This window comes from Kluyvera genomosp. 2, from assembly GCF_036759865.1.
Taxonomy (GTDB): Bacteria; Pseudomonadota; Gammaproteobacteria; order Enterobacterales; family Enterobacteriaceae; genus Kluyvera; species Kluyvera ascorbata_B.
In genome coordinates this window covers 141,229-165,528 of sequence record NZ_JAPKIA010000006.1, presented here as the reverse complement: position 1 = coordinate 165,528, position 24,300 = coordinate 141,229, and the positions used below count along the sequence as shown (strand labels likewise).

Here is a 24,300-nt window from a genome sequence, read left to right as displayed (position 1 = left end):
CGAACGAGCCGTGCACGCACCGACGTCGGGGAACCCTCTATACTTAAGTAAACGCAATAAAAAGGACATTCTTCCTGATGACGTCGGAAAACAACGACAAACGTCTACAGCAAAAGGCCAGCAAAGCGCTGGATACCGTCACCAGCACGGCGCAAAAAGTTCAGCGCAACCCGGTTATCGCCCACCTGCTCCGCGCCGCCGAGCGCTTTAATGACCGCATGGGCAACCAGTTTGGCGCGGCAATCACCTACTTCTCGTTCCTATCGATGATTCCGATTCTGATGGTGTCGTTTGCCGCTGCCGGTTTTATCCTCGCCTCGCACCCGACGCTGTTGCAGGATATCTTCGATAAGATCCTCAACAACGTGAGCGATCCGACGATGGCGGCTACGTTAAAAAGCACGATCAACACCGCCGTACAGCAGCGCACAACCGTCGGGCTGGTCGGGCTGGGCATTGCCCTTTATTCGGGCATTAACTGGATGGGCAACCTGCGCGAAGCTATCCGCGCGCAGTCGCGCGACGTCTGGGAGCGTACGCCGCAGGATCAGGAAGCGATTTGGCTTAAATACGTGCGCGACTTTATTTCGCTGATTGGTCTGCTGATTGCGCTGATCGTCACGCTGTCGATTACCTCCGTCGCCGGATCCGCCCAGCAGATGATTATCTCTGCGCTGTATCTCGACAGCATCGAGTGGCTTAAGCCTGCCTGGCGACTGATTGGCCTGGCCATCTCTATTTTCGCCAACTACCTGCTGTTCTTCTGGATTTTCTGGCGTCTGCCGCGCCATCGGCCGCGAAAAAAAGCGCTGCTTCGCGGCACCTTTATCGCCGCCATCGGCTTTGAGGTGATTAAAATCATCATGACCTGGACGCTGCCGACGCTGGTGAAATCCCCCTCCGGCGCGGCGTTTGGCTCGGTACTGGGGCTGATGGCCTTCTTCTACTTCTTCGCCCGCCTGACCTTATTCTGCGCCGCATGGATTGCCACCGCCGAATACAAAGACGACCCGCGCATGCCGGGAAAACCCCAGCGTTAACGGCGCCGCTGGGCTGAAAATTTCAGTCCAGCGCTTCGTTTTAGCATATAAATCCAGTTAGTAACTTTTATTTAACCAAAAACCAGTTTTATCATCCAAGTTATAAAAAATGTGAAGCATTTCATGGATGCTAAATTCCCGGTATAAAAATTATCCACTTTTTCGCCCGTTATACGCCATTTTACAATCCTGTTACAGATTGAAATGTCGCTTTTGCTATGTCTAATATGGCCTTTCGTTCGCTATAAATATTAGAAATCACTATGACCAGCACAACACTCGACAACGAACAGGCCACCGTACCGGTTAACTCGCGTAATAAGGTCGTCGTCGCTTCACTCATCGGCACTGCCATTGAGTTCTTCGACTTCTATATCTACGCTACCGCAGCGGTAATCGTATTCCCCCATATCTTCTTCCCGCAGGGCGATCCGACGGCGGCAACGCTGCAATCGCTGGCAACGTTCGCTATCGCCTTCGTCGCTCGCCCTATTGGCTCCGCGCTATTCGGCCATTTCGGCGATCGCGTGGGGCGTAAAGTCACGCTGGTTGCCTCGCTGCTGACCATGGGCATTTCAACCGTGGCGATCGGCCTGCTGCCGAGTTATGAAACCATCGGCATCCTGGCACCGGTACTGCTGGCGCTGGCGCGTTTTGGTCAGGGCCTGGGGCTGGGCGGTGAATGGGGCGGCGCGGCGCTGCTGGCCACCGAAAATGCCCCGGCGCGTAAGCGCGCACTATACGGCTCATTCCCTCAACTGGGTGCGCCAATCGGCTTCTTCTTCGCCAACGGGACCTTCCTGCTGCTTTCATGGCTGCTGACCGACGAGCAGTTCATGTCCTGGGGCTGGCGCGTGCCGTTTATCTTCTCTGCGGTGCTGGTGCTCATCGGCCTGTACGTACGCGTATCGCTGCACGAAACGCCGGTGTTTGCCAAAGTGGCCGCCGCCGGGAAACAGGTCAAAGTGCCGATGGGCACGCTGCTCAGCAAACATGTCCGCGTGACCGTACTCGGCACCTTCATCATGCTGGCGACCTATACGCTGTTCTATATTATGACCGTCTATTCAATGACCTACAGTACGGCTGCCGCACCGAACGGTCTGGGGCTGCCGCGTAACGAAGTTCTGTGGATGCTGATGCTGGCGGTGATTGGTTTTGGCGTGATGGTGCCAATTGCAGGCCTGCTGGCGGACCGATTTGGCCGTCGCCCAAGCATGATCGTCATCACCAGCCTGATCATCCTCTTTGCCCTGTGCCTCTTCCAGCCGCTGCTGGGCTCCGGTAATCCGGCGCTGATTATGCTGTATCTGCTGGTGGGCTTGAGTCTGATGGGTCTGACCTTTGGTCCTATGGGGGCGCTGCTGCCGGAGCTGTTCCCGACAGAAGTCCGTTATACCGGAGCCTCCTTCTCCTACAACGTGTCGTCTATTCTGGGCGCATCCGTGGCACCGTATATCGCGGCCTGGCTGCAAAGCAACTACGGATTGTTCTACGTGGGTGTGTATCTGGCCGCCATGGCGGCACTGACCTTAATCGCACTGCTGTTGACGCACGAAACGCGTCACGAATCCCTGTAGGCACCTCTCCGCTGGCCTACGACGGCGTGGGCCAGCGTCATCCTAAATCAATCATCAGCGTGTCCAGTGTCGACATCGGCACCGGCCGGGACAGAAAATAGCCCTGTGCCGCATGCGCCGGCGATTGCTGAACTTCTCGCCACTCCTCCAGTGTTTCAACGCCTTCAACGATAACGCCTTCGCAGTAGCGGTTCATCAGCTCCAGCAGCAGGATAAACAACTTGCGACCTTCCGGGGTTTTGCGCAGCATGATGAACAGATCGCGCGCCACCTTGATATAGTCGTAGCGCACCTCATTGAGCGCCGAGAAGTTCGCCATCCCGGTACCAAAGTCATCCAGCCACAGCGGGCCGAATTCGCACAGCGACGCAACCGTTGAGTCCTGCGGCAGCGGCATATGTTCAACCAGCTCAAAACGCAGCCACGGCAGCGTTTCAATCATCGTTCTCAGGATCCTGTCCTGGCGCATTTCCAACAGCGTCGGCGCGTCGACGTTAACCGACGCCAGCACCTTGTTCTGCACAAAAAAGTGTTTCTTTTTTGCCAGCATCGCCACCTGTTCTTTGATGACGTGGATCCGCTGGCCGATAGAGACGGCGGCAAAGTAACGATCCGGGGCAATACGCTTTTGCGGTTGAGAGGGATGGGTCACTATCGTTAGCACTTCGATCGCCATCAGGCGGCCTTGGGTGGTGTAGATAGGCTGGTAGGTATAGACGCGCTCACACTCTTGCCAATAACGCAGCTGCTCGAGGCTTTCTCGCTCCGCATCAGGAACTCTCGCCCGCTGGCTCACCTGCTTTAACGTCATTTAAGCTTCCTGTGAATAGAGGGTCAGAGGGTCTGGTGTTTAGGTTATCGGCGTGCCGATTGAGAACTTTATGTTCAATGTCGCCATTTTATTTTTCGTAGACGATGACAAATACGTCGTAATACGCGCTAGCTCAAAAAAAATAATGGAACGTTGTTTTAATATAGTTGACCACCGATTAGCCACAGCGCACACTACGAAAAATTTACCGAATCAGGTTGATGACTATGTCTAAAAAAATTGCCGTGATTGGCGAATGCATGATTGAACTGTCCGAGAAGGGCGCACAAGTTAACCGCGGCTTTGGCGGCGACACCTTAAATACGTCCGTCTATATTGCGCGTCAGGTCTCCCCTGCAGAACTCAGCGTCAGCTACGTCACCGCGCTGGGTACCGACACTTTCAGCCAGCAGATGATGGACGCCTGGCAGGCAGAAAACGTTAAAACTGACCTGATTCAACGCATGAATGACCGTATGCCGGGCCTGTACTACATCGAGACCGATGACACCGGCGAGCGCACCTTCTACTACTGGCGTAACGAAGCCGCCGCCAAATTCTGGCTGGAGAGCGAGCAGTCTGCCGCTATCTGCGAGCAGCTGGCGAACTTTGACTACCTGTATCTGAGCGGCATCAGCCTGGCGATCCTCAGCCCGTCCAGCCGTGACAAGCTGCTGGCGCTGTTGAAACAGTGCCGCGCCAACGGCGGTAAGGTTATCTTCGACAACAACTACCGTCCGCGTCTGTGGGCTAGCAAAGAAGAGACCCAGCAGGTTTACCAGCAGATGCTGCAATGCACCGATATCGCTTTCCTGACCCTCGACGATGAAGACGCGCTGTGGGGCGAGAAGCCGGTAGAAGAAGTGATTGCCCGCACGCACGCCGCTGGGGTGAGTGAAGTCGTCGTGAAACGCGGTGCAGATTCATGCCTGGTCGCCATCAAGGGCGAAGCGCTGGTCGATGTCCCGGCAGTTAAGCTGCCGAAAGAGAAAGTCGTCGACACCACCGCCGCTGGCGACTCCTTCAGTGCGGGCTACCTGTCCGTGCGTCTGACCGGCGGCGATGCCGCTGCGGCGGCAAAACGCGGTCACCTGACGGCGAGTACCGTGATCCAGCACCGCGGAGCGATTATTCCACGCGACGCGATGCCTGCTTAAGGTTTCGGGTATAAAAAAACCTCTTCCGGTTGGGAGAGGTTTTTTTTCGTCTGGAGGGAGTGCCAGGAATTTGCACGCTCGGTTCCCTCTCCCCTTTGGGGAGAGGGTTAGGGTGAGGGGATACCGCGTGCTCACTGCGCCGGCGGAATATCCGTCACATCCAGGTGGCTATCCTCCGTCACCGCCCCGCCTTCCGGTTTGATGGCCAGCATGATCTTGTTCCAGGTGCTCTGTAGATCCTTCATATTGAACTCGGGCTCACCCGTCGGCTGCTGTAAAATCAGCGCCATATCCTGCGACAGCTGCTGGCGAAGATCCTGATTCAGCATCTCCAGCGTCAGCGAGTCAAGGAAGCTCTGACGCAGCTTCTGGTACTGCTCCGGCGCGATATCCACCACCTGATTTTGCAGCGAACGCATACGCTGGCTAATCAGCACGTCGGTATCCATACGCGCGTAGGTCGTAAACAGCTTTTGCAGCTCCAGCTTTTTCTGCGCCACCAGCGCATCAAACTCATCTTCCGGCAGGCCGTTCTCACGGACCTCAGCCAGCTCGCGCGCCACCAGCCCCAGATTGCCTTCCAGTTTTTCACCCGGAGAATCGAGATTAATACCGCACTGCGCACGCAGGTACAGCACGCGGCAGTCAAAGCCGAGGCCGATATCCTTCATGTTAGTGCGGCTCAGCTTCTGCTGAACGTGCCAGAACAGCGCCTCGCGGGCCAGGTCTGCGCGCCAGTAGCGCAGCAGCGCTGCCGACTCACGAATCGGTTGCCACGGCGCATCCCACATAATCGAGAGACGGTCCTGGCGCACGGCATTGGTCATAATGCTGACCGCTTCCGGGCGCAGCGGTGACAGCGTCGGCACGGCCGCCGGCGTTTCGCGTTTGCCCTTCAGCCCGCCGAAGGCTTTGCTGATTTGCTCGATGGTTGCACGGCTGTCGACGTTACCCACCACGATCAGCGTCATCGCGTCCGGGGTGTACCATTTCTGGTAAAACTCCGCGACCTGTTTGGCATCCACCGGCATTTTCAGCGGCTCAGCCGGATCGTGCCCCAGCATGGTGGAGCCTTTCAGGCGATAGCGCCACCAGCCTTCTTTGGTATCCTGCGGCCAGGTTGCCACCATATCCTGCACGCCCAGCGCGTAGCTGACGGTTTTCTGGTCGATCTCGAGCTTACCCAGCGAACTGGACAGCCAGTTCAGCGCCTCTTTTTGCAGGTCGCTGCGGCTGTTAGGCAAGCTCAGGTTAAAACGGGTGTAATCATACGAAACAATCGCCGGCGGCAGCGGGCGCTTTGGGTCAATGCTCTGCTGCCACAGAGAACGCGCCTGCATGGTTGGCAAACCGCCGCTTTGCGTCAGCGCGATACGAGGAATAAGGTGGCTGTAGCCAATTTGCTGCGCGCTTTCATTAAGCGAGCCAATATCAACCGAGAGCCGGATTTCGACACGGTCACTCGGGCGCTGCGGCGTGGCCAGAACCTGCCACTGGAAGCCGTTAGGCAGCGTACCTTGTTGCCAGGCCGGGTCCGGCTGGAGCGTTTCTGCCTGCACATAGCTGGCTGCTGCCATCATCAGCAAACCACCGGCTAAAAGTCGAATTTTTGTGCCCTGCATGTGAACCCCTGATGAACGTTCCTGGTTACAAAGGCAACCGCACGCGGCGATTGCCTAAAATAATGAAGTAAATACGTCAGTTAGACCACACGATCGCGAAAACGTCACATGGCTGATAAAAATAAAATGCGCGACAGCCCCAGGCTATCACGGCCAATCAATGACGCCGCCTAATTATGCGCAGGAGCCCGCACTCCAGCAAGGGAGTACGGGCGTAACAGGAGGGATTAAGAGGATAATTCGTGCGATTTGTTCGCGGTCGGACGGTTATTGAGCACGTCGTCCATCTGTTTCGCATCAAGCTGCTTCACGCGCTTGGCAACGACGATGGTCGCCACGCCGTTACCAATCAGGTTGGTCAGCGCACGCGCTTCAGACATAAAGCGGTCAATCCCCAGAATCAGCGCCAGACCCGCCACCGGCAAATGCCCTACCGCCGAAATGGTGGCCGCCAGTACGATAAAGCCGCTGCCGGTAACGCCCGCCGCGCCTTTTGAAGACAACAGCAGCACCACCAGCAGCGTCACCTGGTGGAAGATATCCATGTGGCTGTTGGTCGCCTGGGCGATAAACACCGCCGCCATCGTCAGATAAATCGAAGTGCCATCGAGGTTAAACGAATAGCCGGTTGGAATAACCAGCCCCACCACCGACTTGCGGCAGCCCAGCTTCTCCATCTTATCGAGCATACGCGGCAGCGCCGATTCCGAAGACGAGGTCCCCAGCACAATCAGCAGCTCTTCTTTGATGTAGCGGATAAATTTGAAAATGCTGAAGCCCGTCGCCCGGGCAATAGAGCCCAGTACCACGACCACAAACAGGATACAGGTGATGTAGAAACAGATAATCAGCTGCCCCAGTTGCACCAGCGTACCCACCCCGTACTTCCCGATGGTGAAGGCCATGGCGCCGAAGGCACCAATCGGCGCAAGGCGCATAATCATGTTGATAATGCCGAAGATCACCTGTGAGAAGCTTTCAATCACGTTGAAAATCAGCTGACCTTTACTGCCCAGACGGTGCAGCGCAAAACCAAACATCACCGCGAACAGCAGCACCTGCAGGATGTTACCGCTGGCAAACGCGCCGATGACGCTTGACGGGATAACGTCCATCAGGAAAGCGATAATTCCCTGATCTTTCGCCTGTTCCGCGTACATTGCCACCGCTTTTGCATCCAACGTCGACGGATCAACATTCATGCCTGCGCCGGGCTGAATCACGTTAACAATCACCAGGCCAATAATCAGGGCAATAGTACTGACCACTTCAAAATACAGCAGCGCCACCGCACCGGTACGGCCCACCGCCTTCATGCTTTCCATGCCAGCGATCCCGGTCACCACGGTACAAAAGATAACCGGCGCGATAATCATTTTAATCAGTTTGACGAAGGCATCGCCGAGCGGTTTCATTTGCGCGCCAATTTCCGGGTAGTAGTGACCGAGCAGCACACCGATCACTATCGCGGTCAGCACCTGGAAATAGAGGCTTTTGAAGAAAGAGGTTTTCATAGGATGTCCTTAAGCTATAGACACAGGAAAAGTAGGGTTTATTTTCGCCTGTGCGCACAAAATAACATCCAAGAAACATAATCGAAATATTTGTACGTTTATTTGATACTTAATTGTTAAATCTTTGAGCTGACACGCACAATCACAATCTTCAGTCGCTCGGCAGCAGTGATTTCTCCTGGCCCAGATAATCCTGCTCAAACACCTCCATCGGCACCGCGCGGGCAAATAAGAATCCCTGTAGGACATCGACATCTGCGGCACGCAGCCAGGCATATTGTTCTTCGTTTTCAACGCCTTCAGCAACCATTCTCAGGTTAAGGCTGCGCCCCAGCTGGATGATGGCCGCGACCATGCTGGCGTCCTCCGGCAGCGTATCAATAAAGATTTTATCAATTTTCAGGATGTCGACCGGAACCGACTTCATATGCTGGAGCTGACGCAGCCCGGCATAACCCATGCCGAAATCATCCAACGCAATGCGTACTCCGGCATTGCGTAACGGACGCAGAATAGCGACCGCTGCTTTCGGATCGTCAATGCGGCGGCTCTCGGTCACTTCCAGTACCAGAGTGCCCGGCGCGATGCGGTAGCGGTTAAGCAGCGCCAGCATGTCGGACACCATATCGTGATGCAGCAGCTGCAAAGCAGAAATATTCACCGACAGCGGCAGCATAATCCCGCGCGATTGCCATACCGCCAGCTGACGACAGGCTTCTTCCAGCACCCAGTGACCAACGGTAACCATCAGCCCGCAGGATTCAATGCTATCAATCAAATCGTTCGGCAGCGCCCAGCTGCCGTCCGGCTGGCGCTGGCGCAGCAGCACCTCGGCGCTACAGACTTTACCGGTGGCCGTTTCAACCTGCGGCTGAAGCCAGAGAGAAAACCGCTGGTTATCGAGCGCCGTCAGAATATCGCTCTCTTCGGTGAGCCGTTTCTGCGCATTGGCCATCTGTTCCGGGTCGAAGAATTCAATCTGATTCTTCCCCTTGCGCCGCGCGGTAAAGGCGGCGGAAAGCGAGCGGCGATAGAGTTGCTCCGCCGTCAGGCCGTCGTTGTACATGGCAATACCAATGCTGGCGCTCGGGCGTAGCTGAATGCCCTGCAGCGGCAACCGTTCATTTATGGTAGTGAGCACTTGCTGACCTAACGTAATTGCATGCCACGGTTCTTTGATGCCGTAGGCCAGAATCGCAAAATCGTAGCCGCTGACCTGTGCCAACACCATACGTGGGGTGATCACCTGCTTAATTTTCTCAGCCAGCGTCAGCAGCAGCATCTCGCGCTGCGCCTCTTTCAACACGCCAGCGGTGTCCTGCAACGTTTCGCAGGCGATGGCCAGCAGCGCAACCGGCGATTTGCGTGCCAGACTCTGCTCCAGCAGCCCCAGCAAGAAGGCTTTATTCGGCAGATCCGAAACCGGGAATCGCGTTGACTGACTGCTCAGCTCGTCATACTGGCGCAACAGCGCCTGCTGGTTGCGGTTATAGCTGCGTACCAGCGTACCGATCTCATCGTCATGGTGCAGGCGCGGCAGCGCGAGCTGGTGCCCGATACGATCGGCCCCCGGCAAATCGTGAATTTCATAGGCAATGCTGCGCAGCGGCCTGACGATCAGCCTGTTGATGCACCAGGTCAGCGCAACAGTGAGGATCAGTACTAAAAGGAAGTAAGCAGTCACTATCGTTGCCAGGGCGCTCATCACAAACTTATACATGCGCCAGGAGTCAGCCTGAAGCACCAGATACGCCAAGGGCTGCGGATTTGCCGGGCGTTCCAGCGAATAGAGCGGCAGCGAAATCTGCACCGGCAGCTCGAAAATTCGCGTGATGTTCACCGGCACGGGACGCTCCGGAATAAAGCTCATGCGCAGCGCCTGAAACTGGTTGGGCAGGACGACATCCGCCCGGCTGACAATACCCGACGGCTGAATACGGCCAAGAATGGCTTCGGCTTCGGGAATATCAGCCTTAAGAATGGCAGCCGACAGGGGCTGGCGTACGGAGCGCGCGATACTCTCTAACTGCGTGGCCGTGTTATAGCGATCCTGCTGCACAAAGTGGAACAGTAAAATGAAGCAAAAAATAAATAAAAACAACATGGTAACCACAGCTACCATGGCCATTTGTTTTATAGTAAGTGAACGGCTGACGCGCAAAAGAGCTCTCCACAGGTACGAACGTATTGCTCAGGCATTGAGAATAACGAGGCTGGCGCCAAAGTCAAAATGGACTCCGGCGCAATAATTATAACCCGGCGTGATGCCGGGTTATATAAGACGAATACCTAATCCGGGTAGACGAATTACCAGTCGGCGTAAGGCACAAGCGGCTGGGGCGGCATATCGAGGTCACCCTGCCAGCCTGCGGCAGAGTAACGGACGTACAGCAACGCATGGCTTGGGGTGTAGTCTTTCGCCTGCTGAATATCCACGCCGGCGCCGATAAACCAGTTGGACGTCACGCGACGTTCGATAATCGCCCGCGCGGTATAGCCATAGCCCTGGCTGCTGCCGCCGTGGTTGACGTCATCGCTGGCATCTTCCTGCCACTGCGAAGGTATCAGATTCATCAGCGGATAACGCGGTTCAGTACGGGTACGCGAATGCGACCAGGAGACGGAACCGCCCAGCTCCCACGACCAGTTTTCCGTACGCTGACGCCAGTTTATCGGCACGGCGAAGGAAACGTACTCCTGCGGACTGTAGTAACCGCCCTGACCTAACGTATAACCGCTCAGATCCTTCTGGTAGTGCCAAATCATATTGTTCAGCCCAACGGTCACCCGACGGTTATTCTCATTAATGACCTTGTAGTAATAGCCGGTCATCCAGCGCACGCGCCAGTTGTCGGCAACGTTCTTGCCGGTTAACTGGTCGCCGCTTAGCGAGGCCCACACGCCGTTGGCTTCGCCTTTATCGTAGCTCAGACTGACGCCACCGCCGTTAGCGCGTACCCCGCCCCAGGTGGTGCCGGGATGGTCGCCGCTGCTGTTATCTTTTTGCCCGCCGAAGGCCAGCAGCGAGCTGGAGACCGGGCGACGATGCGCGTTCAGCGTATAGCCAAACGGGCCCAGATCGTTGCTGTAACTCAGGCTACCGACGATATCCACCACGTTAAAGCCAATCGGCGTGGTGCCAATGTCGGCGTTCCAGGTGTCATTTTTCCAGCCCACGGCCACGCTGGCCCCGCTGTCGCTCTGATTGGCCGAGCCATTACAGCGGGCCAAATCACAGGTCCCCCACTGTTCTTTGTGGTAGCCATTTTTGTCGGTCGAGAAGCTGCCGGCATCCATATTCACCAGATCGGAACGGAAGAACATGCGGCCATCGGCCAACGGCGCATCGACCTGAAGCATGGTGGTGTGCGCTTTCAGGTCCGAATAGCCGCCGGTGCCCTTGGAGCCCCAGTAATCGTGCTCCAGAGTCACGTTGAGATCCTGCTGACGGTACAGATCGGCGGCGTCGCTACGCACGCCGCGCTTGAGCCAGTCATCTTTCTCATCGTTGCGCGTCAGACGCGTAAAGGTGTCGTTATCCTGCGGGCGCGTTGGCGTAATGCCCGTTGCTACCATCGCATCTTTATACGTTTCCAGCGCCTGCTGCGGGTTACCGTCCTGCGCCTGATAGCGTGCCGCATCGCGCAGCACCATAGCGCTTTCCATCGACGGCGGCTGTGCTTTGGCCTGCGGCACTATCGCCGTCAGCATTTTCTGCGCCGTAGCGGTGTCACCCAGTTGCGCGTTCACCAGCGCGATACGGCGCTGGGTATTGAGCGAACGCTGCCCTTCCGCGGGGACTTCCGCAAGCTGTTGACGCGCCGCCAGACGGTTGCCATCAGCGGCATAGACTTCGGCCAGCCCCAGATGCGCATCTTCATCATGCGGATCTTTTGCCAGCACCGCGTTGTATTCAGCAAGCGCGGTGGCGCGGTCGCCCCGCTGCTGCGCCCAGTCGGCCAACGTCGAATGAATGCGCGCAGATTCCGGCTGTTGTTTCAGCAGCGCAATCGCCTGCGCCTCCTGTCCGCCGTCACGCAGGCGGTTCGCCTGCGCCAGCATCTGGTCGCTGCGCAAGCGCTGATCCAGCTCGCGAATGTTGTCGGTCCACTGCGATGACGGCAGCGCGGCCAGATGCGTTAGCGCTGCCTGGTCCTGACCGTTTCCGGAAAGATACAGTCCGTTGGCGTAGACCTGATCGGCATCGGTCGGTTTTTTACGCGCCAGGTTGAGCATCAGACGGTCGGCTTCGCCGCGCTGCCCTGCGCTCACCAAATCGCGTGAGAGACGATAGGTGATCCACACATCGTCAGGCGACAGCGCCAGACGCTGACGCTGTAGCGCCGCCGCCTGCGCCCACTGCCCGCTGTTTTCCAGCGCTTCCGCCTGCTGCGAAAGGCGATCGTTGGTCAGGCTGCGTTCAATATCATCAATACTACGACGCTGGCTGGCCGAGAGTCCGTTGATAAAGGCGGTGGCTTTCTCCGGTGACTGGGCGCGATAGATATTAGCCAGACCACGTACCGCGCTGCTGTTGCCGCGATCGAGACGCAGCGCCTGCTGGTAGTAGCGCTCCGCGCTGGCGCTGTCCTTACGCGCCATCGCCACATCGCCCAGCCCCAGCACCGCATAGCTGTCGGTCGCATCCAGCTTACGCGCCTGCTGATAGAAGCCCTCTGCCTGCGCCAGGTTGTTGGCCTTCAACGCCGCATCGCCTTTACGAATCAGCGGCCAGTACAGTTGCCAGGTTTGCGGTTTGTTCGCCTCGGCTTCGGCCTCTTTGGCTTTCGCGAGGAAAACCGGGTCCGCCAGCTGTTTTTGCTGCTCCGCCAGCAGCGCCCGTGCGCTGTCCGCCGATTCGCCGCTGGTAAAAATCAACAGATAGCGCTGAAGCGCCTGTACGCTTGACGGGCTGGCGGGCTGAGCTTTGATAGCTTTAAACCAGATATCGCCTGCCGGCCCGCGGCCGCCCGCCGATTTCGCCATCTGTTCCAGCACCGCAAACGCCGCGTCGCGCTGGTTATCGCCCAGCAGCGTATTTGCCAGCGTCATTTGCAGGCCAACATTTCCCGGGTTTTTCTGGTTCAGCGTCTGCAGATGTTTGAGCGCCTCATTGTGGCGCGCGGGCAGCTTCACCACCGCGGTCCAGTACTCAACGGCATAGTCGCCGTCCGGCGGCGGGCCGTTGAATGCTTTCTCATATTCGGCCAGCGCTTCCGGCACGTGGCCGGTGGTCGCCAACAAACGCGCCTGCTGTAGCGCCTGGCGCCCGGCATCCGTATTGAGGCCAATTTCTGCGCGCGAAGCGTTATATTCAGCCGAATCTGGCGCCACCTGCCCCAGTTTTTTCAGCTGCTGCTGCGCGCCAGCGGTATCGCCCTGACGCAGCATGTAGCGCAGGCGAGCCGCCAGCACCTTCGGATTATTGGGGTTAATCAGCTCCAGACGATACAGCGACTGCTGGACCAAATCGTCGCGCTTACTGGCTTCCCCCAGGCGCACCTGGTTGAGCAACTGCTCTTCTGCCGACGTATCCGCGAAGGCCGGCTGCACCAGCGACAGACCCAGAGAAAGTGTGAGTAAACTTAGTGTGAATTTGCGCATTCCTGGCCCCAATCAGGTAGGAGTTCGCCGCGGGCGCTGAAGCGAAAACGATGTTGATCCCAGCCCTGACCAAAGAGGGTCAGAACATAGCTGTAATAAGCATCCGCGCTGGGAAAATGGTCGGCAACGCGCTGGCGCTGAGCGGCCTGGACGTCACGATCTTGTAAGAACGGCAGAAGGGAAGCCGAAAAGCCCACCGGGCCATCGCCGGTCACTTTGCCCGTGGCGATCGCCACTTTTTCCGGCGGGAGCCCCTGTCTGGCGGTCTGCGCCGCCATGGCGTTAAAGCGTTTAAGCAGGCGCGCTTTTTGCGGATCGGCATCGTGCATCATGCCCACCCACAGGTAGACGCGAATGGCATCATAGCTGCCGATAATATTCGCGTCTTTCAGCTGCCAGCCCTTCCCTTTTTCGTAGCTCACCCAATCCGGGGAAAAGCCTTTCGGCGCGGTGTCGAGCAGCAGTTTGAGGTTAGTATCGCGCAGCGTCGTCCACGGCGCGCCGAAGCGGCTGAAGTACTGCGCCAGCTGCGGCGGGAGGTAGCTCGGGTTAAAGCGCCAGCGCGTCTCTTCGGCAAAGCCGACGCGGCCGGGCAGCAGCATCAGCCCCAGCCCCGGCACCTTCACCACTTCGTCGTCGGCAATCTTCGCCAGCAGCGCTTTGCCGGTCGCCGTATAGTCGTCGTTTTTCCACAACCGACCGGCTTCCAGCAGCGTCCAGGCAATCCAGACATCAGAGTCAGAGGCAGAGTTGCTGTCCAGCACCGTCCATTCCTCATTGCTCTTTTTACCCCACAGCCAGGCCGGAAGTCGCTCGCGCAGCGAACCCTGCGCGAGGTTATTCTGCGTCCAGCTCAGCAGGGTGGCGAACATCTGCCGATCGTTCGCCGCCAGCGCAAAGAACAGCGCGTAGCTTTGCCCTTCCGAGGTCGTGATTTTGCGCGCATCGCTGGGATCGATCACGCGCCCTTCCGCGCTAACGTAATCCTTTTTAAACTGCTCCCAGGCAGGCCAACCGCAGGCGGCCTGCGCCTGGCCGCCCAGGGCGCACAGCAGAACGATCCAGCTCAGTATTTTCATTGTGGCTTACTCGTCTTCTGGATCCAGACGACGACGGCTGATGATACGCAGCAGACGCCACAGTACCCATGCCAGCAGCACAATGCTGATCGCCGCAAAGATAGCCAGCAGCACCGGATGGTTGGAGAGCGCGAACCAAACGCGTTCAAACCACGGCAGGTGCCCTACATAGTAAATATCGCCCACGCGCAGGCTGCTGACGCCCGATTCACGTATCACCGACACCGAACCGAACATCGCCGCACGTTTGCCGCTGTCGTTGAGCGCGCTGTTCAGCAGGCTGTAGCCGCTGCTGCTGTCGGCCAGCAGCGCGACGACGCTGCGCTGTTTGTAATACGGTGATTCAAAGCCGACGATGGCCGCCATTGGGCCGTCGGATGTAATCCCCGTCTTCACGCTTGGCTGGCGGTCATCCGCATCCAGGTAGATGCTCGGCAGATCGTTGTGGCGCACCGGCGTTTTCACCCAGCTCTGGGTGGCGTTCACCAGCAGGTCAACGTGTTTGTCATCCTTCAGCTGCTGCGGAATAGAGCCAATCAGCAGCAGGTCGGCGTCTTTATCCTTAATCTGGCTGCCGTCATCCACGATGGTCATGCCGGTCCCGGCGAGGCCGGTCTGGCCGCCAATCACGCCAACGGTATTCAGCAAGGTGCTAACCTGCGCTTCAGACGGCGTCTTCGGCATCACAATCACCGTATCAGACAGGTCAGCCATACGAGTGAACGGGAAGCCAGCGTTAGCAAAAGTACGCAGATCCGGCATCGGCAGGAAGTGATAGTACTGGGAGAAGTCAATGGTGGAGTCGTCGCCGATAACCACATGATTCAGCACCGGCTGGAAGGTCACGCAGTTATCGACCGAGCCGCCAGGCATCGGGTTCATATACTGGAAGTCAAAGCGCAGCTGGTTCATGGCCCCCAGACGCAGCGCCGGAATGCTGACGTCGTTTTTACCGTCCAGCAAACCCTGCAGAATAGGCAGACGCAGCAACAGTTTGTTGACGTCCTGAGTGCTGTCCAGGTTAAACGACTGTAAGAACTGGTTGTTGAGGCTGATATCCATGCGCGAGCTGTCTTTGACCGGCGGCATGGTGTAACGGTACTTCAGATCCATATCGATGCCGGTGCTGCGCAGCAGATACAGATCCGGCGGCAGATTCAGCGACAGGTTGATAGATGCAGGCTCCAGACCGCTGGACTGAAGCTGCTGTTCGTAGGTTTTCAGCTCGCCAAAGGTCACCGGACGGTCGGTGCGCACCCAGTTCGGCGCATCGTAAGGCACGCGCGGCTGCAGCGGCTTCACATCGTCCACCGTCACGCTATTGCCACGGAACAAAATGTTGCCTGACGCAATCCCCTGCGCCGCTTTCAGCAGGTCTTTATCATCACGCCCGAAGACCACCAGCAGCTTCAGGTACGGATTGTTCGGGTGGTCGATCATTTCGATCGTCGGCGCCTTCACCGCCGGATGATCGCGCAGGAAATCCGGGCGACGATCGTTCGTGGCAAAGACGATCGCGCTGCGCTCCGGCAGCGTGTTGTACAGCACCGGGAAGCTCCACCGCGCCAGCCGGCTTTCGCGCCGAACCAGGAGGCAATAACCCCCGCAGCCTGCTGTTGCTGCAGGTCAGGCGATGCGGCGAAGACCATCGGCAGATCCAGCGTACGATTATCGCGGGCGTCAAAGAACGGCACCGGGAAATGCGACAGATCGTTGCGAACCTTCAGCGACTGATAGGTTAAGTCCAGCGAACTGCTGCGCCCGACGTCCAGCCAGACGGTCGTGTTTGCCGGGTTTTCACACACGTCGCGATAGTGGCCAATAAACTCGAGGCGCACGCGGTTAAAATCGGTGATGTAAAGCGGATCGACGGCAATCTGCGCCGTGACCTTTTTGCCCAGCTGTTCTTTGGTAACCGGCAGCACATCCATCAGCTCATCGTTCAGATAAACCTTCAGCTGCGAGGTGACCGGCAGCAGCGACGGCGACGGCGTGTAAATCAGATTGAGCAGCGCCTTCGACACCACTTCGTCGCTGCGCATGCCAAACTCGATTCCGCCATCCGGGTTAGCACCGCGCAGCACCATACTTCCCGGCGGCGGCGCGATCTGAGCGAAAGACAGCTTAACGTCACGAGTCGGCGCATCTTGCACGACGACGGGTGCCGTATCGGCTGCTGGAGCCGCCGCATCCTGCTGAACGGACGGCGCAACCGACACATCAGTCGTCGGTGCTGAATACGTCGTGAGCGGCAGTAAACTGCCCATGCCCATCGCCACTGCACAAATCCAGGAAAGGTTTCTTTTCATCGCATAATCATCATTATTGTTGAGCCAAAGCCGATAGCGGGTGCTCGAGAGCCGCCTCACGTTCCGGACGACGCGGTACAAACGAGGCCACCCACGCCACCAGCAAGGTGAGCGACCGGAAAATTTCCTTCGCCACCGGCGGCGCAAACTCGGCCAGATGACGGTAACCACGGAAGCCTAACTTCAGAATATCGAACAAACTTTCCAGCGGTTTGTCTTCCGGGAAGCTGTCCTGCCACAGCGCCCACGTATCCGCGCGCGCAAAGGTACACTGTACAAAATCAATATGCTGACGCGTGCTCATCGGCAGCAGCTTAAGCCCGACTTCGCTGCCCAGTACGCGCACGACCTGCGTTGGGAAGACGTATTCCTGCTGGCCGCGTTTAAGCAGCAGATTCACCTTCTGCTCTTCCAGCACCTGCGCGTCGCCGTTAATGCGAATGCCTACGCCACCGTCAGAGAAGTCGTGCACCGTACAGGAGAACAGGTGACCATCTTCGCGAGCAATCGCGCCCGGCATTTTGATCTCCACGCGATGTGAGCGGCGAACCTGTTTACTTTCCACCGACACGGCCACCGCGCCGCCAAGAATAATCAGGTTATAGAACACCCATATCAGGCTGATCCACACGGTGAGAACCTCGTTCTCCGGGCCATACATATAGCGCCAGATACCAAACGCCACGCCGACCAGGTTTAGCAACACAAGGAAGATATACGGCCGCGAGATAACCCAGTCGACGTACTCTTCCTCCACCAGCCCACCCTTGGCGGTAACGTTGAATTTACCTTTATGCGGGTTGAACAGCGCCACCATGGTGGGGGGCGCGATATACCACGCCAGCACCGTTTCATAGATTTCACTCCAGAACGAGTGGCGGTATTTGCCCTGAATTTTCGAGTTGGTCAGGCTGGCGTGAATCATGTGCGGCAGCACGAACAGGGCGATCATCAGCGCAGGCGCATAGATGATGTAGGCGTGCAGCAGCAGGAAGGCCAGCGGTGCGGTCAGGAAGATCAGCCGCGGCACCCCCGATAAGAAGTGGAACATCGCATTAAGGTAGCAAAGCCGCTGCGGCAGCTTCAGTCCTTTGCCCAACAGCGGGTTATCGAGGCGGAAAATCTGCACCATTCCGCGCGCCCAGCGGATTCGCTGGCCGATATGCGCCGACAGGCTCTCCGTCGCCAGCCCCGCCGCCTGCGGTAGACGCATATAGGCGGAGGTGTAGCCAAGGCGGTGCAGGCGCAGCGAGGTGTGCGCATCTTCGGTGACCGTCTCGACAGCGATACCGCCGATTTCATCCAGCGGTTTACGACGAATAACCGCACAGGAGCCGCAGAAGAAGGTGGCGTCCCACATGTCGTTACCGTCCTGAACCAAGCCATAGAACAACGTGCCTTCGTTCGGCGTTTTACGGAAGCGCCCCAGGTTACGCTCGAACGGATCCGGCGAGAAGAAGTGGTGCGGCGTCTGCATCATCGCCAGCTTTTCGTCCTTCAGGAACCAGCCCATGGTCATTTGCAGGAACGAGCGCGTCGGCACGTGGTCACAGTCGAAGATAGAGACAAACTCACCTTTCGCCAGCTTCAGCGCATTGTTGATGTTCCCGGCTTTTGCATGTTCATGCGTGGCACGCGCAACGTATTCAACGCCAACATCTTTGGCGAACTGACGAAACTCCTCACGCGCGCCATCGTCGAGGATCCAGATTTTCACTTTATCTTTCGGCCAGTCGATGCCCAACGACGCGTAAACGGTATTTTTCACCACGTTCAGATCTTCATTATAGGTCGGGACAAAAATATCGACGGTCGGCCATGCGTTCATGTCTTTCGGCAGCGGCACCGGGTGGCGGTTCAGCGGCCAGACAACCTGGAAATAGCCCAGCACCAGCACAATCCAGGCATAGGTTTCCGCAAACAGCAGAATCAGGCCGCACACCAGGCTCACCGGATCGTTCCAGTTCAGCGTAGACGTATAGCGCCACCAGATGTAGCGGCAGGAAACCGTCAGCGATAGCACAATCAGCATCAGCGCGGAGAAACGACCGGGAATGCGGCGAACCAGCAGCGCCACGCCCCACAGCAGCATCAGGAAAATAAACTGAGACAGTGGGTTAAACGGTTGGGTAATGCATACCAGCGCCAGCAGCAGCGACAGCCCGACCACGACGCCGAGAATAAACTGGCGCAGCTTCGGATTGAGGTGCGCCAGCTCCTTTTTATGGTCCAGATGGTCGGTTTGCGCATTGATGCGGCCAGGAAGCGCATCCGCCCACTGGTTGTAACGCTCGCGCAGGCGTCCTACGCTCGCGAATGGCCGCCAGCTGATTGGTTTACGCGTCTGCGGCGGTTTACTGGCAATAAGCCAGAATGCCTGTAGCATAAAGCGCAGCGGATCTAACGGCCGCGGGCGCGCGAAATGAATATGCGGGAACAGTTCGTCCTGTCGCGCGCTCAATGCCTGCCAGCACGGGTTCTCCAGCGGCAGGAAAATCCACGCCAGGCCCGTCCACCAACAGGCCAGCGTTGCGGCAAGCCAGGACGCACCGGCGCGCCGATAGCCGACGTAACGCTCGCGCAGACGCGCATAGACCGGCGGAGCAAAAATCACGCGGCCAAGGCGAATCATGATTCGCTCTCTTGCGCAGGGCGATGGCCGGCATAGTGCATCAAACACCAGTTCGCGAGGGTAATCATCTCTTCGGCAGCAAGCGAGTCGTGACGATACTCACCCAGCGGCTGCTTGCTCGCCAGGCTCTCAGCCATCGCTTCGTCGCGATGAACCACGATAGGTAACAGATGACGCTGCGTTTGTAGCCACACCTGGTAGAGGTCTTCCTGTAGCTGGCTGTTAACGCGCAGGTCATTGATAAGAATGTGCGTATTCTGCGGAAACACCTGCTGATGCAGACGAATATGACAGTTGGCATCAGGCTTGACGACGGTCAGCGTATAGTGACAGGCTTCAACCAGCGCAGGCATCCACGGATAGAATCCGTACGGCAGGTCAATCAGGATCCACTGATAGCGCCCTTCACGCTCCAGCGTTTGCGCAAGCGTCGTCACGATAGCCAGCGTTTCGCCCAGCGCCGCAATATGCTGCTGCTCTCCCGCGCGCAGTTTGCCAAACGGCAGTATGTCGATTTGCGCGGTATAGCGCAGCGCAGCATCCCGCCAGTCCTGGCCGTCCAGCGTCGCACGCGCCCAGCCGCTTTCACGAGCGATATCGTCGTTGAATGACAGGCGCAGCATATTATCAGGGCAAGCGTCAATGACCAGCACCGACTCCCCGAGCAGTTGCAATGACCACGCCAGGGCCGCCGTGATTGACGTTGTGCCTACACCACCTCGCACGCCCTGTAATCCCAGAATAGCCATGAGGCTTCCTTATTTTTGTTCTGCAAACTCTGATAGCAGCGGCCAACGCTTAAACGCCGCAGCTAATTTTTCACGCTGGGAAATATCAGTGTAATCTATATTAGGTAGAGAGAAAGCCCGGCTAAGCGCGAGAAAATCGTTCTGGAAAGTGTATCCGAGCTCCGAATCAACGGATGTCGTCGTTTCGTTATCTGGCATTGTTTACTCCCTCTGAAATCAAAGTACGAACGCACCACATCTGTTGAATGGCAACCTTTCCATGAAATTCGTTTATACTGATCATACTTCAGATGGCAGATGAGCCCGTCCGTTTTTACTCATTCCAGCCACATAGTTATGCAATTTTCAGGGGATTTACTCACTTATCGCCTGACGATAACTCGAATTATTTAGAGTATACATGCTAAATCTGATGCTATTTAATTTCAATATTAGGTTTATTCTAGCGATGACACTAGTAAACTTATACTCAGGATTTTCGTCGATAAGAGGGACACGATGAACCCCATATTTTCTATTGGTATCCAGTCACTGTGGGATGAAGTGAGTCATATGCCTGCGGGTGGCGTGTGGTGGGTGAATACTGACCGCCATGAAGATGCCGTGAGTCTGCTGAACCAGACGCTCAGCGCACAGGCCGACTCGGCCAAAGTCGCCGTGGTGAGTATGGGAGAAAATCCTAACGAGCTCATAGCGTTAAAGGAAAATGCTGGCCCGAAACAAATTTCGCTTTTCGCCATGCATAATAGCCAGAATGGTCTAGACTTTATGCGCCGCGATTTGCTCTGTACGCTCGAACCAAAAGATTATTTCGTTATACTTTTATGCTCTCACAATGCCTGGGAGAATATATCAGGTGAAAAACTCATCGATTGGATAAACAAATCTCAACGATGGGCTAAATACTACCATTGCACTCTTTTAGTTCTAAACCCCGGCAACAATGCGGACGCTCTGACTTCGCTTTTGTTAGGGGGATACGGATCTCTTTCCGGACTTGCGAATTTACGTTACCAGGGTGATAGTCAACTTCTGGATATATCTTATTGGGCGAATGAAAAAGGCGTTAGCGCTCGTCAACAGCTTTTAATTAAACAGAATGACAACGGCTGGCATTTAGCGCAAGACGAGGTCGCAAGCGTTCAACCGCGCAGCGATGAAAAACAAGTATTGAGTAACATCGATATTCTTGAAGGGGCGCCAGCGCTTTCTGAACACTGGACGTTATTCGATACCAACGACGCGGTATTTAATGCTGCGCGCACGGCGCAGGCCGCCACGGTCATATTCTCACTCCGCCAGAATAGCCAGGTGGAACAGCTTGCCCATTATATTCACACCCTCCGTCGCCAACGCGGCAGCGCATTAAAAATCATCACCCGTGAAACCACGCCAAGCCTGCGCGCTACCGATGAACGTCTGCTGCTCAGCTGCGGCGCTAACCTGGTCATTTCTGCCAGCGCGCCGCTGTCGCGGAGCCTGACGTTAATTGAAAGCGTGCAAACACAGCAGTTCAATCGTCACGTTCCCGAAGACCTCACCACCTTATTGGCCAATACGGAGCCGCTGAAGCTTAAGGGCTATCAGAAGTGGGATGTATTCTGCGATTCGGTACAGAAGGTGATTAATAACACGCTGCTGCCCGCGGACAGCAAAGGTGTGATGGTCGCGCTGCGTCCTGCGCCAGGGCTGCGCGTCGAACAGGTGCTGACCCTGTGCCGGCCTCACCGCATGGGCGATATCGTGACCATTGCCGACCGGCGGCTGGTGATGTTTTTACCCTTCTGTCGGGTCAACGATCTTGATACGGCGCTGAACCATATTTTCCCGCTGCCTACCGGCGATATCTTCTCGAACCGTATGATTTGGTTTGAAGATAAGCAGATTGCCTCCGAGTTACTGATGATGCGTGAGGTCACGCCGGAACGGTGGACCCAGCCGCTTGATTTAGCGCCGAAACCCAAAAATGTGATTAACGCGACCTACGAAGGTAATAGCTGGCGACGCTACCCAGAACCTCATCATTTGTCCGCCGATACCGAAGAGAAATCGTCATGATGTCGATAAGCGATATTGTTCAACTGGTTGTGCTATGCGCGCTGTTCTTTTTCCCGCTGGGGTACCTGGTGCGCCATCATCAACATCGTATTGAAAACACCTTCCGTTTGCTGTTTCTTAAACCCCGTTATGTTAAGCCGGTAGGCGTATTACGCCGCGATCTGGCCGTCAGGGCAAAATCAAAAAATGACTAAATCGACGAAAAACGCCGCCGCTACACCGTCCTCATCCTGGCACTACTGGCGGGGTCTGTCAGGCTGGAACTTCTATTTCCTGGTCAAGTTTGGCCTGCTGTGGGCGGGATACCTCAATTTTCACGCCATGCAGAACCTGGTTTTTATGGCCTTCCTGCTGTTCCCACTGCCCAATAGCCGGCTGCACCGCTGGCGGCAGTGGATTGCCATCCCGATCGGTATTGCGCTGTTCTGGCACGATACCTGGCTGCCGGGGCCGGAAAGCATTATGAGCCAGGGCTCGCAGATTGCGGGCTTCAGCGCTGACTATATCTGGGACCTGATCACCCGCTTTATTAACTGGCAGATGGTTGGCGCATTCTTTGTGCTGCTGGTGGCGTGGCTATTCCTCAATCAATGGATCCGCATAACGGTCTTCGTGGTTGCCGCCATGGTATGGATTAACCTGAGCACCCTGGTAGGCCCGTCCTTTAGCTTGTGGCCGACCGGGGAAAGCAGCAGCAGCGCCTCCGCCTCCGCGGCTCCCGCCGGTTCCGCCCCGGCCGCTGCGGCCAGCAGCGCGGCAACCAGCGCCGATATCCCAGCACAAACGGCAGCGCCGACGTCTGACAATCTCAACGCCTGGCTCAATAGTTTTTATGCGTCGGAAAGCAAACGCGCGACGGCCTTCCCGGCACAACTGCCCGAAGATGCCCAGCCGTTTGACCTACTGGTGATCAACATCTGCTCACTGGCAAACTCTGACCTCGAAGCCGCGGCCCTGATGCAGCACCCGCTGTGGTCGCACTTTGATATTCGCTTTAGCAACTTTAACTCCGCAACGTCCTACAGCGGTCCGGCGGCGATTCGCCTGCTGCGCGCCAGCTGCGGCCAGCCGTCGCACACCAGCCTGTATCAGCCTGCGGGCAATCAGTGCTACCTGTTCGATAATCTGTCGAAGCTGGGCTTCACGCAGCATCTGATGCTGGATCACAACGGCGTATTCGGCGATTTCCTCAAGGAAGTGCGTGAAAATGGCGGTATGCAGAGCCCGCTGATGGATCAGAGCAAACTGCCGGTCAACCTACTGTCCTTCGACGGCTCGCCGGTGTACGACGACCTGGCGGTTCTCAACCGTTGGATGCAGTCGCCGGATATCAAACCAGGCGGACGCTCTGCGACCTTCTATAATATTCTGCCGCTGCACGACGGTAACCACTACCCGGGGCAGAGCAAAACGGCCGACTATAAGGCTCGCGGGCAGAAGCTGTTTGACGAGTTGGATGCCTTCTTTACCGAACTGGAGAAATCGGGTCGTAAAGTGATGGTGGTGGTCGTGCCAGAACACGGCGCTGCGCTACAGGGCGATAAAATGCAGGTTTCCGGTCTGCGCGATATTCCGAGCCCGTCGATTACTCACGTCCCGGCCGCCATCAAGTTCTTTGGCATGAAGGCCCCACATCAGGGAACCGCTATCGACATCAGCCAACCAAGCAGCTATCTCGCCATTTCCGAGCTGGTAGCCCGTGCGGTAGACGGCAAAATCTTCACCGAAGACAGCGTCGATTGGTCGGCATTCACTAGCAATCTGCCGCAAACCGCCGCCGTTTCGGAGAACTCCAACGCGGTCGTAGTGCAATACCAGGGTAAACCGTACGTTCGCCTGAACGGCGGTGCCTGGGTGCCGTACCCGCAATAACCACATGGCCCGGTCAAGTGATGTACCCCCGGCCGATGCACCTCACGAAAAAGGCCGCAGAGTTTCCCCTGCGGCCCGGTTCGGGCGCATGTTGCCATTACAGCAGCCACAACGCCCCGTCAGGTTAGAACTTGAAGAAGTGACGAATCAGCGCCACTACCAGTGGACCGACGATGGAAGTCACCACCGCAAGTGCTAACGCCTCATTGAGCGTCATATAACCGCCTGCGTTGCAATGGCAACAGTTCGCGGCTATTCTCTTGTTGTTCAGGC

14 protein-coding genes and 2 pseudogenes are annotated in these 24,300 nt (G+C 56.9%); 6 read left to right on the top strand and 10 right to left on the bottom strand.

Annotated elements, in window-relative coordinates; all coding sequences use genetic code 11:
* Nucleotides 1-92 precede the first annotated feature (92 nt).
* Nucleotides 93-1,040 (top strand): annotated as a pseudogene (gene yhjD, locus V6942_RS08335) (inner membrane protein YhjD); the annotation flags it as partial.
* Nucleotides 1,041-1,297: 257 nt separating this feature from the next.
* Nucleotides 1,298-2,620: an MFS transporter gene (locus V6942_RS08330; RefSeq protein ID WP_106925038.1), complete on the top strand. Its 1,323-nt coding sequence runs from the start codon at nucleotides 1,298-1,300 to the stop codon at nucleotides 2,618-2,620.
* Nucleotides 2,621-2,657: 37 nt separating this feature from the next.
* Here the strand turns inward: V6942_RS08330 and pdeH are convergent, their stop codons facing one another.
* Nucleotides 2,658-3,431: a cyclic-guanylate-specific phosphodiesterase gene (gene pdeH / locus V6942_RS08325; protein ID WP_106925037.1), complete on the bottom strand. Its 774-nt coding sequence runs from the start codon at nucleotides 3,429-3,431 to the stop codon at nucleotides 2,658-2,660.
* Nucleotides 3,432-3,658: 227 nt separating this feature from the next.
* Between pdeH and V6942_RS08320 the strand changes: the two genes are divergently transcribed.
* Nucleotides 3,659-4,588 (top strand): sugar kinase, encoded by a 930-nt coding sequence (locus V6942_RS08320; RefSeq protein ID WP_106925036.1) that lies wholly within the window; start codon nucleotides 3,659-3,661, stop codon nucleotides 4,586-4,588.
* Nucleotides 4,589-4,719: 131 nt separating this feature from the next.
* On the opposite strand, the gene V6942_RS08315 is transcribed toward V6942_RS08320, so the two are convergent.
* From V6942_RS08315 to bcsR, 9 genes and pseudogenes are all read right to left on the bottom strand, one after another.
* A complete protein-coding gene (locus tag V6942_RS08315; RefSeq protein ID WP_182929861.1) occupies nucleotides 4,720-6,210 on the bottom strand; it encodes a M16 family metallopeptidase in 1,491 nt (496 codons plus the stop codon).
* Nucleotides 6,211-6,437: 227 nt separating this feature from the next.
* The gene (locus tag V6942_RS08310; protein ID WP_182929860.1) at nucleotides 6,438-7,724 is read right to left on the bottom strand and encodes a dicarboxylate/amino acid:cation symporter; all 1,287 of its coding nucleotides are present in this window, start codon (nucleotides 7,722-7,724) and stop codon (nucleotides 6,438-6,440) included.
* A 151-nt stretch (nucleotides 7,725-7,875) separates the two neighbouring features.
* A complete protein-coding gene (gene hmsP / locus V6942_RS08305; RefSeq protein ID WP_333501090.1) occupies nucleotides 7,876-9,885 on the bottom strand; it encodes a biofilm formation regulator HmsP in 2,010 nt (669 codons plus the stop codon).
* Nucleotides 9,886-10,031: 146 nt separating this feature from the next.
* Nucleotides 10,032-13,328, bottom strand: coding sequence for a cellulose synthase complex outer membrane protein BcsC (bcsC, locus tag V6942_RS08300; protein WP_182966807.1), 3,297 nt, complete (start codon nucleotides 13,326-13,328; stop codon nucleotides 10,032-10,034).
* Nucleotides 13,310-14,407, bottom strand: a complete 1,098-nt coding sequence (gene bcsZ / locus V6942_RS08295; protein ID WP_106925031.1) for a cellulose synthase complex periplasmic endoglucanase BcsZ — start codon at nucleotides 14,405-14,407, stop codon at nucleotides 13,310-13,312. The genes bcsC and bcsZ overlap by 19 nt, the downstream gene beginning before the upstream one ends.
* Nucleotides 14,408-14,413: 6 nt before the next feature.
* Nucleotides 14,414-16,716, bottom strand: a pseudogene (gene bcsB / locus V6942_RS08290) (cellulose biosynthesis cyclic di-GMP-binding regulatory protein BcsB).
* 13 nt (nucleotides 16,717-16,729) lie between these two features.
* Nucleotides 16,730-19,348 carry a UDP-forming cellulose synthase catalytic subunit gene (bcsA, locus tag V6942_RS08285; protein WP_333501089.1) on the bottom strand — a complete coding sequence of 873 codons (2,619 nt, stop codon included), beginning with the start codon at nucleotides 19,346-19,348 and terminating at the stop codon, nucleotides 16,730-16,732.
* Nucleotides 19,345-20,097 (bottom strand): cellulose biosynthesis protein BcsQ, encoded by a 753-nt coding sequence (gene bcsQ, locus V6942_RS08280; protein ID WP_182929855.1) that lies wholly within the window; start codon nucleotides 20,095-20,097, stop codon nucleotides 19,345-19,347. Before bcsQ ends, bcsA begins: the two co-directional genes overlap by 4 nt.
* A gap of 9 nt (nucleotides 20,098-20,106) precedes the next feature.
* Nucleotides 20,107-20,295, bottom strand: coding sequence for a cellulose biosynthesis protein BcsR (bcsR, locus tag V6942_RS08275; protein ID WP_333501088.1), 189 nt, complete (start codon nucleotides 20,293-20,295; stop codon nucleotides 20,107-20,109).
* Between the two features lie 300 nt (nucleotides 20,296-20,595).
* Here bcsR and bcsE point away from each other — a divergent pair, with 300 nt between their 5' ends.
* From bcsE to bcsG, 3 genes are read left to right on the top strand one after another with little or no spacing between them, the layout of a single operon-like run.
* Nucleotides 20,596-22,155: a cellulose biosynthesis protein BcsE gene (gene bcsE / locus V6942_RS08270; protein WP_333501087.1), complete on the top strand. Its 1,560-nt coding sequence runs from the start codon at nucleotides 20,596-20,598 to the stop codon at nucleotides 22,153-22,155.
* A complete protein-coding gene (gene bcsF / locus V6942_RS08265; RefSeq protein WP_106925025.1) occupies nucleotides 22,152-22,349 on the top strand; it encodes a cellulose biosynthesis protein BcsF in 198 nt (65 codons plus the stop codon). Before bcsE ends, bcsF begins: the two co-directional genes overlap by 4 nt.
* Nucleotides 22,342-24,027, top strand: coding sequence for a cellulose biosynthesis protein BcsG (gene bcsG / locus V6942_RS08260; RefSeq protein ID WP_333501086.1), 1,686 nt, complete (start codon nucleotides 22,342-22,344; stop codon nucleotides 24,025-24,027). The genes bcsF and bcsG overlap by 8 nt, the downstream gene beginning before the upstream one ends.
* The last annotated feature ends 273 nt before the right edge of the window (nucleotides 24,028-24,300 follow it).

Coding starts and splice junctions, on each gene's coding strand:
- pdeH (WP_106925037.1), bottom strand. CDS start 3,431: ATGACGTTAAAGCAGGTGAGCCAGCGGGCGAGAGTTCCTGATGCGGAG.
- V6942_RS08320 (WP_106925036.1), top strand. CDS start 3,659: ATGTCTAAAAAAATTGCCGTGATTGGCGAATGCATGATTGAACTGTCC.
- V6942_RS08315 (WP_182929861.1), bottom strand. CDS start 6,210: ATGCAGGGCACAAAAATTCGACTTTTAGCCGGTGGTTTGCTGATGATG.
- V6942_RS08310 (WP_182929860.1), bottom strand. CDS start 7,724: ATGAAAACCTCTTTCTTCAAAAGCCTCTATTTCCAGGTGCTGACCGCG.
- bcsC (WP_182966807.1), bottom strand. CDS start 13,328: ATGCGCAAATTCACACTAAGTTTACTCACACTTTCTCTGGGTCTGTCG.
- bcsZ (WP_106925031.1), bottom strand. CDS start 14,407: ATGAAAATACTGAGCTGGATCGTTCTGCTGTGCGCCCTGGGCGGCCAG.
- bcsA (WP_333501089.1), bottom strand. CDS start 19,348: ATGATTCGCCTTGGCCGCGTGATTTTTGCTCCGCCGGTCTATGCGCGT.
- bcsQ (WP_182929855.1), bottom strand. CDS start 20,097: ATGGCTATTCTGGGATTACAGGGCGTGCGAGGTGGTGTAGGCACAACG.
- bcsR (WP_333501088.1), bottom strand. CDS start 20,295: ATGCCAGATAACGAAACGACGACATCCGTTGATTCGGAGCTCGGATAC.
- bcsE (WP_333501087.1), top strand. CDS start 20,596: ATGAACCCCATATTTTCTATTGGTATCCAGTCACTGTGGGATGAAGTG.
- bcsF (WP_106925025.1), top strand. CDS start 22,152: ATGATGTCGATAAGCGATATTGTTCAACTGGTTGTGCTATGCGCGCTG.
- bcsG (WP_333501086.1), top strand. CDS start 22,342: ATGACTAAATCGACGAAAAACGCCGCCGCTACACCGTCCTCATCCTGG.